We start from the raw sequence: 13,675 nt of genomic DNA, 5'->3' as shown, positions 1-13,675 counted from the left end.
TTGAGTAATAGAAATGGCAGCAACTCAAACTATTAGAATCAGGCTGAAATCATTTGATCATCGTTTGATTGATCAATCAGCTAAAGAAATCGTTGAAACAGCGAAACGTACTGGTGCTCGGATTAATGGTCCAATTCCATTGCCGACTAAGAAAGAACGTTTCACAGTGTTGATTTCACCACACGTGAACAAAGACGCTCGTGAACAGTATGAGATCCGTACTCACAAACGTCTTATGGATATTGTTGAGCCAACTGATAAAACAGTTGATGCTCTGATGAAGCTGGACCTCGCCGCTGGCGTTGACGTCCAGATTAAGTTGAACTAAGAGGGGTTGGGTCATGACTATCGGACTCATCGGTCGTAAACGTGGTATGACACGTGTCTTCTCTGAAGACGGTGTATCTACCCCGGTTACAGTTATTGAAGTTGAACCAAACCGTATCAGCCAGTTGAAATCTGTCGATACTGATGGTTATAACGCGATTCAAGTTACAGTGGGTGAGCGTAAAGCATCACGTGTTACTAAACCTGAAGCAGGTCATTTTGCTAAGGCTCAAGCCGCAGCTGGTCGTAAAGTATGTGAATTCCGAGTGGATTCTCATGATGAACTGACAGTTGGTTCTGAACTTAAAGTAGATATTTTTGAAGCGGGTCAGAAAATTGATGTTTCTGGTCTGACAAAAGGTAAAGGCTTTGCTGGTGTTGTAAAACGTTACGGTTTCCGTGGCGGTGATGCAACACACGGTAACTCTCTGTCACATAGAGCGCCAGGTTCAATTGGTCAATGTCAAACTCCTGGACGTGTGTTCAAGGGTAAAAAAATGGCAGGCCATATGGGTGATAAAAAACGCACGTTGCAAAATCTTTCTGTTGTCAGAGTGGATGCGGAACGGAACCTGATTTTGGTCAAAGGCTCAGTGCCAGGTGCAACCGGCAGTAATGTCGTCGTTAGCCCAGCTGTGAAAGCCTAAGTAAGATTCTGAGGGGAATTAACGTGGATCTTCAGTTACAAACATTCAACGGTAAGAAAGCTGGAAACATCACTGTTTCTGATGCGTTTCTTGATCGTGAGTTTAATGAGTCACTTGTGCATCAAGTCGTCACTGCTTATTTAGCGGGTGGTCGCGCTGGTACACATGCACAGAAAACACGCTCAGAAGTGAGTGGTGGCGGCAGAAAACCTTTTTCACAAAAAGGTAGTGGTCGTGCTCGTGCTGGTACAATTCGTAGCCCTTTATGGCGTAGCGGTGGTGTTACCTTTGCATCAAAAAATCGTGATTACAGCCAGAAAGTAAACCGTAAAATGTATCGTAATGCGATTTCTGTCATTTTGTCAGAATTACGTCGTAAAGATGCATTGGTGGTGGTTGATAAAGTTGAGCTCGATTCACCAAAAACAAAAGATTTGTTAGCAATGACAAAATCTTTGGGTATTGAAAACGCTTTGATCGTTTGTGAAAACGCTGCCGGTAACTTGGCACTGGCATCGCGCAATTTGTATAACATTGCTGCCACTGATGCGGCACACGTCAACCCAGTTGCATTATTGCGTTTTGAAAAAGTTGTGATGAGTGAAGACTCTATTCGTAAGCTTGAGGAATCATTTGTATGAACGCTGAACGCTTAAGCAAAATTATTCTTGGCCCAGTGGTCGCTGAAAAAGCATCACGAGTTGCCGAAGATCATAACCAGGTAGTACTTAAAGTATTACCTAACGCCAACAAAGCTGAAATCAAAAAAGCCGTAGAAAGCTTGTTTGATGTGAAAGTTGCTGCTGTATCAACAGCCAATGTTAAAGGCAAAGTCAAACGCGTAGGCCGTAGTTTCGGTAAGCGCAGCGACTGGAAAAAAGCCTATGTGACATTAGCTGATGGTGCTGATCTCAACTTCCTTGGCGAATAATACAGAATACGGGTGAGGAAACAGGAATGGCATTAATAAAGGCTAAACCTACATCAGCAGGTCGCAGATTTGTTGTGCAGGTCAGTACTCCAGATCTGTACAAAGGTGCACCATATGCTCCTTTGGTAGAGAAAAAGACAAAAAATGGTGGTCGTAATAACGCTGGTCGTATTACTGTCCGTCATCAAGGCGGTGGTCATAAACAACGTTACCGTGTAATTGATTTCAAACGTAATAAAGATGGCATTCCTGCTGTTGTTGAACGTGTTGAATATGATCCAAATCGTACGGCGCATATTGCATTGTTAAGTTATGCCGATGGTGAAAAACGTTACATTATCGCTCCGAAAGGTATCAGCGCTGGTGATCGTTTGGAATCTGGTGATAACGCAGCGATCCGCGCTGGTAATACATTGAAATTGTCTGCCATTCCTTTAGGTAGCACAGTTCATTGTGTCGAACTGAAGCCTGGTAAAGGTGCACAGTTAGCACGTAGCGCTGGTAGCAGTGTTCAATATGTTGCACGCGAAAATGGTTACGCGACTATTCGTCTGCGTAGCGGTGAAACACGCAAGGTACCTCTTGACTGTAAAGCAACAATGGGTGAAGTCGGTAACGGCGAACATTCATTACGTTCATTGGGTAAAGCGGGTGCTAAACGCTGGCGTGGTGTTCGACCAACCGTCCGCGGTGTGGTTATGAACCCAGTAGATCATCCACATGGTGGTGGTGAAGGGCGTACCTCTGGTGGTCGTCACCCTGTTACACCTTGGGGTGTGCCTACTAAAGGCTATAAGACTCGTAAGAATAAACGTACGGATAACATGATCGTACGTCGTCGTAATCGTAAATAAAAGGCTAGGAATTTCACATGCCGCGTTCAATTAAAAAAGGTCCATTTATTGACCATCACCTTGAAAAGAAGGTCTTGGAAGCGAGAGATGCAAGTAACAAACGTCCGATCAAAACATGGTCACGTCGTTCAATGATCTCCCCGGATATGATTGGTCTAACACTGGCTGTTCACAATGGTAAACAGCATGTACCTGTGTTTGTCACAGAAGATATGGTAGGGCATAAGTTAGGTGAGTTTTCACCAACACGTACCTTTAAAGGTCATGCCGCCGATAAGAAATCTAAGCGATAAGGTTAAGATATGGCTACAAAAGCTAAACTCAGCTATGCACGCATTTCAGCACAGAAAGTGCGTTTGGTAGCGGATCAAATCAGAGGTTTGCCCGTTGAACGCGCTATCAACATTCTAGCTTTCAGCCCTAAAAAAGCTGCTGATTTAATGAAGGGCGTATTGGATTCTGCGATTGCAAATGCTGAACACAATGATGGTGCTGACATTGATGAATTATACGTCTCAGCCGTTATGGTTGATGATGGTCCAACAATGAAGCGTATGTCGCCTCGTGCTAAAGGCCGTGGTAATCGCATTCTTAAACGTACAAGCCACATCACTGTGGTTGTAGACGAAAAGTAAGAGAGAATACTTATGGGACAAAAGGTTCACCCAACTGGTTTCAGACTTGGTATAATTAAAAATTGGAATTCAATCTGGTATGCAGATTCAGCCAATTTTGCAGAAATGCTGAATAATGATCTGAAGGTACGTAACTATCTGAAAAAGAAACTTGCACATGCTTCTGTGAGCAAGATTCAAATCGACAGACCAGCTAAGAATGCAAAAATTACCATTCATACAGCCCGTCCAGGGATTGTTATTGGTAAAAAAGGTGAAGATATCGACAAGCTTCGCCAGGAAGCATCAGAAATCATGGGTATTCCTGTCAATGTAGGCGTTGAAGAGATTCGCAAACCTGAGCTTGATGCAACATTAGTTGCTGAAAGTGTTGCGCAACAACTTGAACGTCGCATTATGTTCCGTCGTGCGATGAAACGTGCAGTTACTAACACAATGCGTGTTGGTGCTGAAGGTATTCGTATTAATGTTGCTGGTCGCCTCAATGGCGCAGAGATTGCCCGTACCGAATGGTACCGTGAAGGCCGTGTTCCTTTGCATACTCTGCGTGCTGATATCGATTATGGTACTGCAGAAGCTAAAACCACCTACGGTATTATCGGTGTGAAGGTTTGGATTTTTAAAGGTGAAGTTTTTGATGCTCAGGCTCAAAATGCACCTGCAGAAAAATAAGGTTATAACCAATGTTACAGCCAAAAAGAACGAAATTTAGAAAGCAGCAGAAGCTGCGCAACCGTGGCCTAGCTCACCGTGGCGCCAAAGTAAGTTTTGGTGAGTTCGGTTTGAAGTCATTAGATCGTGGACGTATTACTGCTCGTCAAATTGAGGCAGCTCGTCGCGCAATGACTCGTCACATTAAACGTGGCGGTAAAATCTGGATCCGTGTTTTCCCAGATAAGCCAATTTCCAGCAAACCACTGGAAGTGCGTCAAGGTAAAGGTAAGGGTAATGTTGAATACTGGGTGGCAAATGTTCAGCCTGGTCGCATGCTCTATGAAATGGAAGGTGTTACTGAAGAGATCGCTCGTGAAGCGTTCCGTCTTGCAGCAGCTAAACTTCCTGTTAAAACGACATTTGTAACTCGGGCGATACTGTAATGAAAGCGAGCGAAATTAGACAAAAATCTGCTGAGGATCTGGCTAAAGAGCTGGGTGAACTTCACAAGGAACAGTTTAATTTGCGTATGCAAAACGCTACCGGCCAGTTGACACGTAACTCTGAGCTGAAGCGTGTGCGCCGTGATATTGCACGCATCAAGACTGTACTGACTGAGAATAAATAGGGCACTGAAATGAGTGAACAAGAAAAAAATGCACGTTCGTTAATTGGTCGTGTTGTCAGTGACAAGATGGATAAAACCATTACTGTTCTAGTAGAACGTAGTGTTGCCCATCCGATCTACAAAAAATATGTGAAACGTTCAACGAAATTACATGTTCATGATGAAAAAAATGAATGTAATGTCGGTGACGTAGTAAGTGTTGCCTCATCGCGCCCACTGTCTAAGACGAAGTGCTGGAAGCTGGTCGACATTATTGATCGTGCGAAGTAAGCAACTATTCAGTTTGGAGTTTAGACCATGATTCAAATGCAAAGTAGTCTCGATGTGGCCGATAATAGCGGTGCTAAACGAGTAGAATGCATCAAAGTTTTAGGTGGTTCACACCGTCGTTATGCTGGGATTGGTGATGTAATTAAAGTCACTATCAAAGAGCTGCGCCGCGTGGAAAAGTAAAAAAAGGTGATGTGCACAATGCTGTCATCGTTAGAACTCGTAAAGGTGTTCGCCGTCCAGATGGTTCGGTTATCCGTTTCGATACTAACGCTGCTGTTTTATTGAATGCTGCACATCAGCCAATTGGTACACGTATTTTCGGCCCGGTCACGCGTGAACTTCGTGGTGAAAAATTCATGAAGATCATTTCATTGGCACCGGAAGTACTTTAAGTAGGAGCGCTGAAGGATGGAAAGATTAGTAAAAGGCGATCAAGTTGTTGTTACGGTTGGTAAAGATCGTGGCAAACAAGGTGAAATCCTACGTCGGGTCGAAGGTGGTAAGTTTGTTGTTCAAGGCATCAATCTTGTCAAAAAGCACACTAAGCCAAACCCGGCGTTAGGTCGCACAGGTGGTATTGTTGAAAAAGAAATGCCAATTCATGGGTCGAATCTTGCTTTGCTGAATCCAGCTTCTGGAAAAGGCGATAAAGTAGGTTTCAAATTTCTCGAAGATGGCCGCAAAGTTCGCGTCTTCAAGTCGAACGGCGAAACCGTTGGCGCTTGAGCTTAGAGTTGGGATATTAAAGTGAGCAGATTAAAACAAATTTATCGTGAAGAAGTAGTCAAACAACTGCAAGAACAGTTTGGCTATAAATCCGTTATGGAAGTACCACGCATAACCAAAATCACTCTGAACATGGGTGTTGGTGAAGCGTTGACTGATAAGAAAGTGCTTGAAAACGCTGTTGCTGACATGGAAGCTATTTCCGGTCAAAAAGCCGTTGTTACCAAAGCACGTAAATCAGTTGCCGGTTTCAAAGTGCGTGAAGGTTGGCCGATTGGTTGTAAAGTAACATTGCGTAGTGATCGCATGTATGACTTTCTCGATCGTCTGATTAGTATTTCTATTCCGAGAATTCGTGACTTTCGTGGATTAAACCCGAAATCATTTGATGGTCAAGGAAACTACAGTATGGGGATTAAAGAGCAAATCATTTTCCCTGAAATTGAGTTTGACAAGATTGATAAAACACGCGGTATGGACATTACCATTACCACCACTGCAAAAACTGCAGAAGAGTCACGTGCTTTATTAACCGCGTTCAAGTTTCCTTTTAGAAAATAAACCAAGTCCGGGTGGAATAAGTTATGGCTAAACGTTGCATGATTAATCGCGAGATTAAAAGAGCAAAAATGGTAGAAAAATACGCTGCCAAACGTGCTGAATTGAAAAAACAAATGATCAATTCATCATTGAGTATGGAAGAACGTGAAGTTGCTGCAAAGAAATTTCATGCTTTACCACGTAACTCAAGTGCAGTACGTATGAGAAATCGTTGTGAAATTACTGGTCGTCCACACGGTTATTACCGTAAGTTTGGTCTTTCAAGAAACAAACTGCGCGAACATGCAATGAATGGCGATATCCCTGGCCTAGTCATGGCGAGTTGGTAGTTGCCAATCTGTTTAGTGGAGCTAAATTAAATGAGTATGACTGACCCAATTGCTGATATGTTGACACGCATCCGCAATGCCCAACAAGCAAATAAAGTTGATGTAACAATGCCTTCTTCTAAGGTTAAGCTGAGTATTGCTCAAGTACTTAAAGATGAAGGTTATGTTGCTGATTTCAGTGTTAATGAAAATGCAGGCAAACCCCTGTTGACCATCAGCCTGAAATATTTTGAAGGCAAACCGGTTATCGAACAAATCAACCGCATCAGCCGTCCAGGTCTTCGAGTTTACCGTTCGGCGGATAAAATCCCGCAAGTAATCGGTGGTCTCGGTGTTGCTATCGTGTCTACCTCTAGAGGTGTGATGGCTGATCGTAAAGCGCGTGCACTTGGTCAGGGCGGTGAAGTCCTGTGTGCCGTTAGCTAAGCCTTATTTCCAGGAGATAGAACATGTCACGTATTGCAAATGCGCCAGTTGAAATTCCTGCTGGTGTTGAGGTTGCTCTCAACGGTAGTGAAGTTACGGTTAAAGGTTCGAAAGGAACATTGTCACGTACTTTTCATGCCGATGTAGAAGTGTCGCAGGAAGGTTCTGCACTCAAGACCGTCGCAAAAAATAATTCAAAACAAGCTGTTGCCTTAACGGGAACTGCTAGAGCTTTAATCAGTAACATGGTTGATGGTGTTTCTAAAGGTTTTGAAAAGAAATTAACATTGGTTGGTGTTGGTTACCGTGCTAAAGCACAAGGTGACAAACTCGACCTGACTTTGGGGTTTTCTCACCCTGTTCAATACAGTGTGCCTGCTGGCATTACAGTTGAAACCCCAAGTCAAACAGAAATTGTTGTTACGGGCGCTGACAAACAAGCGGTCGGACAAGTGGCGGCAGATATTCGTGCTTATCGCTCACCTGAACCTTACAAAGGTAAAGGTGTTCGTTATTCAGATGAATATGTTGCTCGTAAAGAAGCTAAGAAAAAATAATTAGGCTGAATCATGGATAAAAAATCGTCAAGATTACGCAGAGCTGCAAGAGCGCGTGCCAAAATCAGAGAATTGGAAGTCTACCGACTCACAATTCACAGAACGCCGCGTCATATCTATGCTCAGGTCCTTACTCACGATAGTTCTAAAGTAGTTGCATCTGCTTCAACTTTAGACCCAGAAGTGAAAAAAGCACTTGAAGCTACTGGAAATGTAGCTGCAGCCGAATTGGTTGGAAAGACTGTTGCACAACGTGCAGTAAAAGAAGGTATTACACAAGTTGCCTTTGATCGTTCCGGTTTTAGTTATCACGGTCGCGTTAAGGCCCTGGCTGATGCAGCTCGTGAAAACGGCTTGCAGTTCTAGTTATATAAGGTAAGACTCATGGCACAGAATGAACAACGCCAAGCCGCATCAGATGGCTTGATTGAAAAGTTAGTAGGTATTCGCCGCGTCGCTAAAGTAGTGAAGGGTGGTCGTGTATTTGGTTTTTCTGCATTGACAATTGTTGGTGACGGTAACGGACGTGTTGGCTTTGGCCAAGGTAAAGCGCGCGAAGTACCTGTTGCTATTCAGAAAGCAATGGATGAAGCTCGTAAAAACATGAAGAAAGTTGTGCTCAATGGTGATACTCTGCACCACCCTCTGACAGCTCGTCATGGTGCTGCTAAGGTATTTATGCAGCCTGCTTCAGAAGGTACGGGTGTTATTGCCGGTGGTGCAATGCGCGCAGTATTTGATGCTGTCGGTGTTCATAACGTTCTGGCCAAGTCGATTGGTTCAACCAATCCTCTGAATGTAGTTCGCGCTACCATCAATGGTCTTACTGATATGAACAACCCTGAATCTATCGCTGCCAAACGTGGTAAGTCGGTTAAAGAGATCATGGAATAATCAAATGAGTTCACAAGCAAAAATTAAAGTCACTTTGGTCAAAAGCACCATTGGAAGACTTGAAAAACACAAAGCCTGTGTTGCAGGCTTAGGTTTACGTAAAACAGGTAGCAGTGCGGTTGTAATCGATACCCCTGAAAATAGAGGCATGATTAATCATGTTTCTTACCTGTTGAAGGTTGAGGAAGTATAGAGATGAACTTAAATACAATTGCACCGGCTGAAGGTGAAAAACAATCAGCTAAACGCGTAGGTCGTGGAATTGGTTCAGGCTTAGGTAAAACTTGTGGTCGTGGTCACAAAGGCCAAAAAGCACGTTCTGGTGGATTCCATAAACGTGGTTTTGAAGGCGGTCAAATGCCTTTACAACGCCGTTTGCCGAAGGTTGGTTTTAGCTCGCGTGTTAGCCGAACTACAGCACAAGTACGGTTAGATACAATCTCATCTATTGATGCGGATGTAATTGATTTGTTGACATTGAAATCTGTCGGTGCCGTGCCTGAAAACACCTTGCGTGTAAAAGTAATTAACTCTGGTGAGCTTACTAAATCTGTAACGATTAAGGGTATGGCTCTTACTGCAGGTGCAAAGGCAGCAGTAGAAGCTGCCGGTGGTAAGGTCGAAGAGTAATATTTGTGGAAAAAAACAGACAACAAGCCGCAGCAATGATGAGCGGTGGTCGATATGGTGAACTTAAAAGCCGTCTTCTTTTTGTTTTAGGGGCATTGGTAGTTTATCGCTTAGGTACTTTCATTCCAGTGCCTGGTATTGATCCTGCTGCTTTAGCAATTATGTTCGAACAGCAACGCGGCACTATCTTGGACATGTTCAACATGTTTTCAGGTGGTGCTTTAGAGCGTTTATCTGTATTTGCACTAGGTATCATGCCTTACATCTCGGCATCTATCATTATGCAGTTGTTGACTGTTGTACACCCTAAATTAGCTCAGCTTAAAAAAGAAGGTGCAGCAGGTAAACGTAAGATTACTCAGTACACCCGTTATGGCACTTTGGCTTTAGCAACCTTTCAAGCTATTGGTATTTCAATTGCATTGGAAAGCCAGCAAGCGGGTGGTTCGGGTGTTGTTATAGATCCGGGTTTGTTATTCCGATTTACTGCAGTAGTAACCTTAGTAACTGGAACTATGTTCTTAATGTGGCTAGGTGAGCAGATCACTGAGCGTGGAATTGGTAATGGCATCTCGATTATCATTTTTGCAGGTATTGTTGCCGGTTTACCTTCTGCTATTGGTGGTACCCTTGAGTTAGCCAGAACTGGACAATTAGCACCATTTCTTGTGATAGCTTTATTAGTTATGGCTCTTGCAGTAACTGCTTTTGTAGTATTCGTTGAGCGTGCTCAAAGACGTATACCTATACATTATGCGAAGCGTCAGCAAGGTCGGAAAATGATGGCTGGCCAAGTTACACATTTACCATTGAAGTTAAATATGGCTGGTGTTATACCACCAATCTTTGCTTCAAGTATTATATTGTTCCCGGCTACCATTGCTGGTTGGTTCGGCTCTTCGGAAGGTATGAGTTGGTTGAGTGATATCTCAACACTCATGTCACCGGGCCAGCCTATGTATGTTATGGCGTATGCTTTTGCGATTATATTCTTTTGTTTCTTTTATACAGCATTAGTATTTAATCCAAAAGAAACGGCAGAGAATCTGCAAAAGTCTGGAGCTTTTATTCCTGGGATTCGTCCTGGTGAACAAACATCACGTTATATCGATACCGTTATGGGACGTTTAACGTTAGCTGGCGCTGTATATATAACCGCTGTCTGTTTGTTGCCAGAGTTTCTTATACTCTATTGGAGTGTACCGTTCTATTTCGGCGGTACCTCTTTGCTTATCATCGTTGTTGTGACAATGGATTTTGTTTCACAAGTGCAATCACACATGATGTCGCAGCAGTATGAAAGTTTGATGCGTAAATCAAACAAGAATAATAATGGAGTTGGCGGTTTTTTACGCTAACTTTACAAATAGTTTGCTGGAGAAAAATAATGAAAGTTCAGGCGTCAGTAAAAAAGATATGCCGTAATTGCAAAATTGTAAAAAGAAATGGGGTTCTGCGTGTTATTTGCACAGAAGCTCGCCATAAGCAACGTCAAGGTTAAATTTGACTGTTCGGTGATTGTTGTTGAACTGTAGTTTTGTATGATACAATTCACTGTTCACTCCTGAGAAATTTAGGGTAATTGAATGGCTCGTATAGCTGGTATAAATGTTCCTGTGCAAAAGCACACGGTAATCGCTCTCACATCGATTTACGGCATTGGTCGTACACGTTCACAAAAGATCTGTGAAGCAGCAGGTATTGCACCTGATGCAAAAATTCGCGATCTTTCTGAGCAGGAAGTTGAGGCACTTCGCACAGAGGTTGCCAAATATACTGTTGAAGGTGATTTGCGTCGTGAAGTCTCTATGGATATCAAACGTCTTAAAGACTTGGGTTGCTACCGTGGTGTCCGTCACCGCAGAGGTCTGCCGGTTCGCGGGCAGAGAACTAAAACGAACGCAAGGACTCGTAAAGGTCCTCGCCGTATGATTAAGTAAGTTAAGAGGCGCTTCGATGGCAAATTCATCAGCACGACAACGCAAACGCGTTAAAAAGAATGTGGTCGACGGTGTCGCTCATGTTCATGCATCATTTAATAATACGATTGTAACCATTACTGATCGTCAAGGTAATGCGCTTTCATGGGCTACTGCCGGTGGTTGTGGTTTCCGTGGTTCGCGTAAAAGCACACCATTTGCTGCACAGGTTGCTGCTGAAAAAGCTGGCGAAGTAGTGAAAGAATTTGGTATGAAAAACTTGGATGTTGAAATCAAAGGTCCAGGTCCAGGTCGCGAATCTGCTGTTCGTGCCCTAAATAATTTAGGTTTTAAAATTACTAATATTACAGACGTGACGCCCATTCCACACAATGGTTGCCGTCCTCCTAAGCGTCGTCGCGTTTAACAGGTTTTTGGAGTAACACTAATGGGAAAATATCGTGGCCCAACTTGCAAGCTAAGCCGCAGAGAAGGTACTGACCTTTTTCTGAAGAGCAGAGGTAACCCTCTGGAAAGCAAATGCAAGATTGAACAAAAGCCAGGTCAACACGGTGCACGTCGTGGTCGTGAATCTGATTATGCGGTTCAGCTACGTGCTAAGCAACGTATCCGTCGTATGTATGGCGTTCTTGAAAAGCAATTTCGTAACTATTACAAATTAGCTGATCAGAAAAAAGGCGCAACAGGTGTTAACTTGTTGAACTTGCTTGAACAACGTCTTGATAATGTTGTTTACCGTATGGGCTTTGGTTCAACTCGTGCTGAATCTAGACAATTAGTTTCTCACAAAGCAATCATGGTAAATGGTCGCGTTACTAATATTCCTTCTTATCAAGTAAAAGAAGGTGATGTTGTTGAGATTCGTGAGAAATCAAAGAAACAAGAACGCATTGTGAATGCTATGTCAGTAGCAGAACAATTAGGTTTCCCAGAATGGATCGAAGTAAATACGCAAGCTCTGTCAGGTGTGTTTAAACGTGCTCCTGAACGTGATGAATTGCCGGCCGAACTTTCAGAAAACCTGGTTGTAGAGCTTTACTCGAAATAGACATAACTAAATCCATAACGGATTTATTAGAGGAATTTGCATGACGACTTATACGAGTCAATTTCTTAAACCAAGGATCGTCGATATCCAGAAGTTTAGTGACACACGTACACGTCTGGTACTGGAACCCCTAGAACGTGGTTTTGGTCATACGCTGGGTAATGCATTACGTAGAATTCTGCTTTCCTCGATGGAAGGTGCAGCAGTTGTTGAAGCACAAATCGACGGTGTAGTGCATGAATATTCAGCAATTACTGGCGTACAGGAAGATGTTTTAGATATTCTTCTGAATATGAAAGGTATTGCTGTTCAGTTACATGATGCAACTGAAGCTGTATTAAGTTTGAACAAAGAAGGTGTTGGCCCTGTTACTGCAGCAGATATTCAGTTACCACACAATGTAGTAGTAACTAATCCTGATCATGTAATTGCTAACTTAACTGGTGGTAGCCTGTCAGTTACTTTCAAAGTGGTTAAAGGTCGCGGTTATTCTGCTGCTAACAGCCGTGCTTTAGGTGAAGATGAAGACCGTGCTATCGGTCAGTTGCATCTTGATGCTTCATTCAGCCCTGTACGATTGGTTACTTATGCCGTTGAAAGTGCACGTGTTGAAAATCGTACGGATTTGGATAAACTTATCATTGATGTTGAAACAAACGGTACTTTGGATGCCGAAGATGCTATTAAATATGCAGCAACAATCTTAAGTGATCAGTTAACTTCTTTTGTAGATTTTACGGTAATTGAAGAAGCAGCCTCTGAGCCAAAGCAGCCGCCAATTGACCCAGCTTTATTGCAGGCAATTGATGATTTGGATCTGACGGTCCGTTCAGCGAACTGTCTGAAAGCAGAAAATATTTATTACGTAGGTGATTTGATTCAACGTACTGAAATGGAACTTTTGAAAACGCCTAATTTAGGTAAAAAGTCCCTGACAGAAATCAAAGAAGTCCTGGCATCAAAAGGCTTGTCTTTAGGCATGCACCTTGATAACTGGCCACCTGCCTCTTTAGAGCAAAAATAATACTGAAGTAATTCAGCACAAAGAATAGGGTAAGAACCATGCGTCATCGTAATTCAGGTCGTAAATTAAACCGCAATAGCAGTCATAGAAAAGCTATGTTCAAAAATATGGCTTCATCGTTGCTTGAGCATGAGGTCATTCGCACAACACTGCCTAAGGCTAAAGAGTTGCGTGGTGTTATTGAGCCACTTATCACTTTAGGCAAGACAGATAGTGTTGCCAATCGTCGTCTGGCTTTTGCCCGCTTAGGTAGCCGTGATGCAGTGACCAAGTTATTTAACGAAGTTTCGCCTCGCTCTGTTAACCGCCCTGGTGGTTATGTACGCGTGTTAAAAACTGGCTTGCGTGATGGTGATAAAGCACCAATGGCCATCGTTGAACTTGTTGATCGTGCTGCTGAAACTGAAGTATCTGCTTAATATTTAATCTTAATTGATTGCAAACTAGACCGGCTATTGCCGGTTTAGTTGTATATAGAACATCTGTTTTTAAATTAGCATTGCTAACTTATTGATTTAAAGTGACCAAATAGTTTGTTTTTAGATTTTGGATGAATTAGTTGGTTTTTAGTGTTGACAGCCTGGCGAGTGG

27 protein-coding genes and 1 pseudogene are annotated in these 13,675 nt (G+C 42.9%); all 28 read left to right on the top strand.

Going from position 1 to position 13,675, the window contains the following annotated elements; all coding sequences use genetic code 11:
* Window positions 1-13: 13 nt before the first annotated feature.
* Entirely contained in the window at window positions 14-328 is a 315-nt protein-coding gene (rpsJ, locus tag A9E74_RS12485; protein WP_007144672.1) for a 30S ribosomal protein S10, read from the top strand.
* Between the two features lie 13 nt (window positions 329-341).
* Entirely contained in the window at window positions 342-974 is a 633-nt protein-coding gene (rplC, locus tag A9E74_RS12480; protein ID WP_069296940.1) for a 50S ribosomal protein L3, read from the top strand.
* A gap of 23 nt (window positions 975-997) precedes the next feature.
* Window positions 998-1,615, top strand: coding sequence for a 50S ribosomal protein L4 (gene rplD, locus A9E74_RS12475; RefSeq protein ID WP_069296939.1), 618 nt, complete (start codon window positions 998-1,000; stop codon window positions 1,613-1,615).
* A complete protein-coding gene (rplW, locus tag A9E74_RS12470; RefSeq protein WP_069296938.1) occupies window positions 1,612-1,905 on the top strand; it encodes a 50S ribosomal protein L23 in 294 nt (97 codons plus the stop codon). Before rplD ends, rplW begins: the two co-directional genes overlap by 4 nt.
* Before the next feature lie 26 nt (window positions 1,906-1,931).
* Window positions 1,932-2,759 carry a 50S ribosomal protein L2 gene (rplB, locus tag A9E74_RS12465; RefSeq protein WP_069296937.1) on the top strand — a complete coding sequence of 276 codons (828 nt, stop codon included), beginning with the start codon at window positions 1,932-1,934 and terminating at the stop codon, window positions 2,757-2,759.
* A gap of 17 nt (window positions 2,760-2,776) precedes the next feature.
* Window positions 2,777-3,052 (top strand): 30S ribosomal protein S19, encoded by a 276-nt coding sequence (rpsS, locus tag A9E74_RS12460; RefSeq protein ID WP_041354584.1) that lies wholly within the window; start codon window positions 2,777-2,779, stop codon window positions 3,050-3,052.
* 9 nt (window positions 3,053-3,061) lie between these two features.
* Window positions 3,062-3,394 carry a 50S ribosomal protein L22 gene (gene rplV, locus A9E74_RS12455; RefSeq protein ID WP_014707489.1) on the top strand — a complete coding sequence of 111 codons (333 nt, stop codon included), beginning with the start codon at window positions 3,062-3,064 and terminating at the stop codon, window positions 3,392-3,394.
* Window positions 3,395-3,406: 12 nt separating this feature from the next.
* The gene (rpsC, locus tag A9E74_RS12450; RefSeq protein ID WP_069296936.1) at window positions 3,407-4,066 is read left to right on the top strand and encodes a 30S ribosomal protein S3; all 660 of its coding nucleotides are present in this window, start codon (window positions 3,407-3,409) and stop codon (window positions 4,064-4,066) included.
* An 11-nt stretch (window positions 4,067-4,077) separates the two neighbouring features.
* Window positions 4,078-4,491, top strand: coding sequence for a 50S ribosomal protein L16 (rplP, locus tag A9E74_RS12445; RefSeq protein WP_069296935.1), 414 nt, complete (start codon window positions 4,078-4,080; stop codon window positions 4,489-4,491).
* On the top strand, window positions 4,491-4,676 hold the full coding sequence (rpmC, locus tag A9E74_RS12440; protein ID WP_014707486.1) for a 50S ribosomal protein L29: 186 nt from the start codon (window positions 4,491-4,493) through the stop codon (window positions 4,674-4,676). Before rplP ends, rpmC begins: the two co-directional genes overlap by 1 nt.
* Before the next feature lie 9 nt (window positions 4,677-4,685).
* Window positions 4,686-4,946, top strand: coding sequence for a 30S ribosomal protein S17 (rpsQ, locus tag A9E74_RS12435; RefSeq protein WP_069296934.1), 261 nt, complete (start codon window positions 4,686-4,688; stop codon window positions 4,944-4,946).
* Between the two features lie 27 nt (window positions 4,947-4,973).
* Window positions 4,974-5,341 (top strand): annotated as a pseudogene (gene rplN / locus A9E74_RS12430) (50S ribosomal protein L14).
* 16 nt (window positions 5,342-5,357) lie between these two features.
* Window positions 5,358-5,675: a 50S ribosomal protein L24 gene (gene rplX, locus A9E74_RS12425; protein ID WP_069296932.1), complete on the top strand. Its 318-nt coding sequence runs from the start codon at window positions 5,358-5,360 to the stop codon at window positions 5,673-5,675.
* Window positions 5,676-5,696: 21 nt separating this feature from the next.
* A complete protein-coding gene (gene rplE / locus A9E74_RS12420) occupies window positions 5,697-6,236 on the top strand; it encodes a 50S ribosomal protein L5 (protein ID WP_069296931.1) in 540 nt (179 codons plus the stop codon).
* A 23-nt stretch (window positions 6,237-6,259) separates the two neighbouring features.
* On the top strand, window positions 6,260-6,565 hold the full coding sequence (rpsN, locus tag A9E74_RS12415) for a 30S ribosomal protein S14 (protein ID WP_014707481.1): 306 nt from the start codon (window positions 6,260-6,262) through the stop codon (window positions 6,563-6,565).
* A gap of 30 nt (window positions 6,566-6,595) precedes the next feature.
* The gene (gene rpsH / locus A9E74_RS12410) at window positions 6,596-6,991 is read left to right on the top strand and encodes a 30S ribosomal protein S8 (protein WP_069296930.1); all 396 of its coding nucleotides are present in this window, start codon (window positions 6,596-6,598) and stop codon (window positions 6,989-6,991) included.
* Window positions 6,992-7,014: 23 nt separating this feature from the next.
* Window positions 7,015-7,548 carry a 50S ribosomal protein L6 gene (gene rplF / locus A9E74_RS12405; RefSeq protein ID WP_069296929.1) on the top strand — a complete coding sequence of 178 codons (534 nt, stop codon included), beginning with the start codon at window positions 7,015-7,017 and terminating at the stop codon, window positions 7,546-7,548.
* Between the two features lie 12 nt (window positions 7,549-7,560).
* Window positions 7,561-7,914: a 50S ribosomal protein L18 gene (rplR, locus tag A9E74_RS12400; RefSeq protein ID WP_069296928.1), complete on the top strand. Its 354-nt coding sequence runs from the start codon at window positions 7,561-7,563 to the stop codon at window positions 7,912-7,914.
* Window positions 7,915-7,932: 18 nt separating this feature from the next.
* Window positions 7,933-8,442: a 30S ribosomal protein S5 gene (gene rpsE / locus A9E74_RS12395; protein ID WP_014707477.1), complete on the top strand. Its 510-nt coding sequence runs from the start codon at window positions 7,933-7,935 to the stop codon at window positions 8,440-8,442.
* Between the two features lie 4 nt (window positions 8,443-8,446).
* The gene (rpmD, locus tag A9E74_RS12390) at window positions 8,447-8,635 is read left to right on the top strand and encodes a 50S ribosomal protein L30 (RefSeq protein WP_069296927.1); all 189 of its coding nucleotides are present in this window, start codon (window positions 8,447-8,449) and stop codon (window positions 8,633-8,635) included.
* Window positions 8,636-8,637: 2 nt separating this feature from the next.
* Window positions 8,638-9,072: a 50S ribosomal protein L15 gene (rplO, locus tag A9E74_RS12385; RefSeq protein ID WP_084003087.1), complete on the top strand. Its 435-nt coding sequence runs from the start codon at window positions 8,638-8,640 to the stop codon at window positions 9,070-9,072.
* 5 nt (window positions 9,073-9,077) lie between these two features.
* Window positions 9,078-10,430 (top strand): preprotein translocase subunit SecY, encoded by a 1,353-nt coding sequence (gene secY / locus A9E74_RS12380; RefSeq protein ID WP_211116194.1) that lies wholly within the window; start codon window positions 9,078-9,080, stop codon window positions 10,428-10,430.
* A gap of 29 nt (window positions 10,431-10,459) precedes the next feature.
* On the top strand, window positions 10,460-10,573 hold the full coding sequence (rpmJ, locus tag A9E74_RS14140; protein WP_084003086.1) for a 50S ribosomal protein L36: 114 nt from the start codon (window positions 10,460-10,462) through the stop codon (window positions 10,571-10,573).
* A gap of 85 nt (window positions 10,574-10,658) precedes the next feature.
* A complete protein-coding gene (rpsM, locus tag A9E74_RS12375; RefSeq protein ID WP_069296925.1) occupies window positions 10,659-11,012 on the top strand; it encodes a 30S ribosomal protein S13 in 354 nt (117 codons plus the stop codon).
* A 16-nt stretch (window positions 11,013-11,028) separates the two neighbouring features.
* On the top strand, window positions 11,029-11,418 hold the full coding sequence (gene rpsK / locus A9E74_RS12370; protein ID WP_009726911.1) for a 30S ribosomal protein S11: 390 nt from the start codon (window positions 11,029-11,031) through the stop codon (window positions 11,416-11,418).
* A gap of 21 nt (window positions 11,419-11,439) precedes the next feature.
* Entirely contained in the window at window positions 11,440-12,060 is a 621-nt protein-coding gene (gene rpsD / locus A9E74_RS12365; protein ID WP_069296924.1) for a 30S ribosomal protein S4, read from the top strand.
* Window positions 12,061-12,100: 40 nt separating this feature from the next.
* The gene (locus A9E74_RS12360) at window positions 12,101-13,084 is read left to right on the top strand and encodes a DNA-directed RNA polymerase subunit alpha (RefSeq protein WP_069296923.1); all 984 of its coding nucleotides are present in this window, start codon (window positions 12,101-12,103) and stop codon (window positions 13,082-13,084) included.
* 38 nt (window positions 13,085-13,122) lie between these two features.
* Entirely contained in the window at window positions 13,123-13,503 is a 381-nt protein-coding gene (rplQ, locus tag A9E74_RS12355; protein ID WP_069296922.1) for a 50S ribosomal protein L17, read from the top strand.
* Window positions 13,504-13,675: the final 172 nt, after the last annotated feature.

Source organism: Methylophaga muralis, assembly GCF_001720165.1.
GTDB lineage: Bacteria > Pseudomonadota > Gammaproteobacteria > Nitrosococcales > Methylophagaceae > Methylophaga > Methylophaga muralis.
This window is presented reverse-complemented; position numbering and strand designations above follow the sequence as displayed.

Coding starts and splice junctions, on each gene's coding strand:
- rpsJ (WP_007144672.1), top strand. CDS start 14: ATGGCAGCAACTCAAACTATTAGAATCAGGCTGAAATCATTTGATCAT.
- rplC (WP_069296940.1), top strand. CDS start 342: ATGACTATCGGACTCATCGGTCGTAAACGTGGTATGACACGTGTCTTC.
- rplW (WP_069296938.1), top strand. CDS start 1,612: ATGAACGCTGAACGCTTAAGCAAAATTATTCTTGGCCCAGTGGTCGCT.
- rplB (WP_069296937.1), top strand. CDS start 1,932: ATGGCATTAATAAAGGCTAAACCTACATCAGCAGGTCGCAGATTTGTT.
- rpsS (WP_041354584.1), top strand. CDS start 2,777: ATGCCGCGTTCAATTAAAAAAGGTCCATTTATTGACCATCACCTTGAA.
- rplV (WP_014707489.1), top strand. CDS start 3,062: ATGGCTACAAAAGCTAAACTCAGCTATGCACGCATTTCAGCACAGAAA.
- rpsC (WP_069296936.1), top strand. CDS start 3,407: ATGGGACAAAAGGTTCACCCAACTGGTTTCAGACTTGGTATAATTAAA.
- rplP (WP_069296935.1), top strand. CDS start 4,078: ATGTTACAGCCAAAAAGAACGAAATTTAGAAAGCAGCAGAAGCTGCGC.
- rpmC (WP_014707486.1), top strand. CDS start 4,491: ATGAAAGCGAGCGAAATTAGACAAAAATCTGCTGAGGATCTGGCTAAA.
- rpsQ (WP_069296934.1), top strand. CDS start 4,686: ATGAGTGAACAAGAAAAAAATGCACGTTCGTTAATTGGTCGTGTTGTC.
- rplX (WP_069296932.1), top strand. CDS start 5,358: ATGGAAAGATTAGTAAAAGGCGATCAAGTTGTTGTTACGGTTGGTAAA.
- rpsN (WP_014707481.1), top strand. CDS start 6,260: ATGGCTAAACGTTGCATGATTAATCGCGAGATTAAAAGAGCAAAAATG.
- rpsH (WP_069296930.1), top strand. CDS start 6,596: ATGAGTATGACTGACCCAATTGCTGATATGTTGACACGCATCCGCAAT.
- rplF (WP_069296929.1), top strand. CDS start 7,015: ATGTCACGTATTGCAAATGCGCCAGTTGAAATTCCTGCTGGTGTTGAG.
- rplR (WP_069296928.1), top strand. CDS start 7,561: ATGGATAAAAAATCGTCAAGATTACGCAGAGCTGCAAGAGCGCGTGCC.
- rpsE (WP_014707477.1), top strand. CDS start 7,933: ATGGCACAGAATGAACAACGCCAAGCCGCATCAGATGGCTTGATTGAA.
- rpmD (WP_069296927.1), top strand. CDS start 8,447: ATGAGTTCACAAGCAAAAATTAAAGTCACTTTGGTCAAAAGCACCATT.
- rplO (WP_084003087.1), top strand. CDS start 8,638: ATGAACTTAAATACAATTGCACCGGCTGAAGGTGAAAAACAATCAGCT.
- rpmJ (WP_084003086.1), top strand. CDS start 10,460: ATGAAAGTTCAGGCGTCAGTAAAAAAGATATGCCGTAATTGCAAAATT.
- rpsM (WP_069296925.1), top strand. CDS start 10,659: ATGGCTCGTATAGCTGGTATAAATGTTCCTGTGCAAAAGCACACGGTA.
- rpsK (WP_009726911.1), top strand. CDS start 11,029: ATGGCAAATTCATCAGCACGACAACGCAAACGCGTTAAAAAGAATGTG.
- rpsD (WP_069296924.1), top strand. CDS start 11,440: ATGGGAAAATATCGTGGCCCAACTTGCAAGCTAAGCCGCAGAGAAGGT.
- A9E74_RS12360 (WP_069296923.1), top strand. CDS start 12,101: ATGACGACTTATACGAGTCAATTTCTTAAACCAAGGATCGTCGATATC.
- rplQ (WP_069296922.1), top strand. CDS start 13,123: ATGCGTCATCGTAATTCAGGTCGTAAATTAAACCGCAATAGCAGTCAT.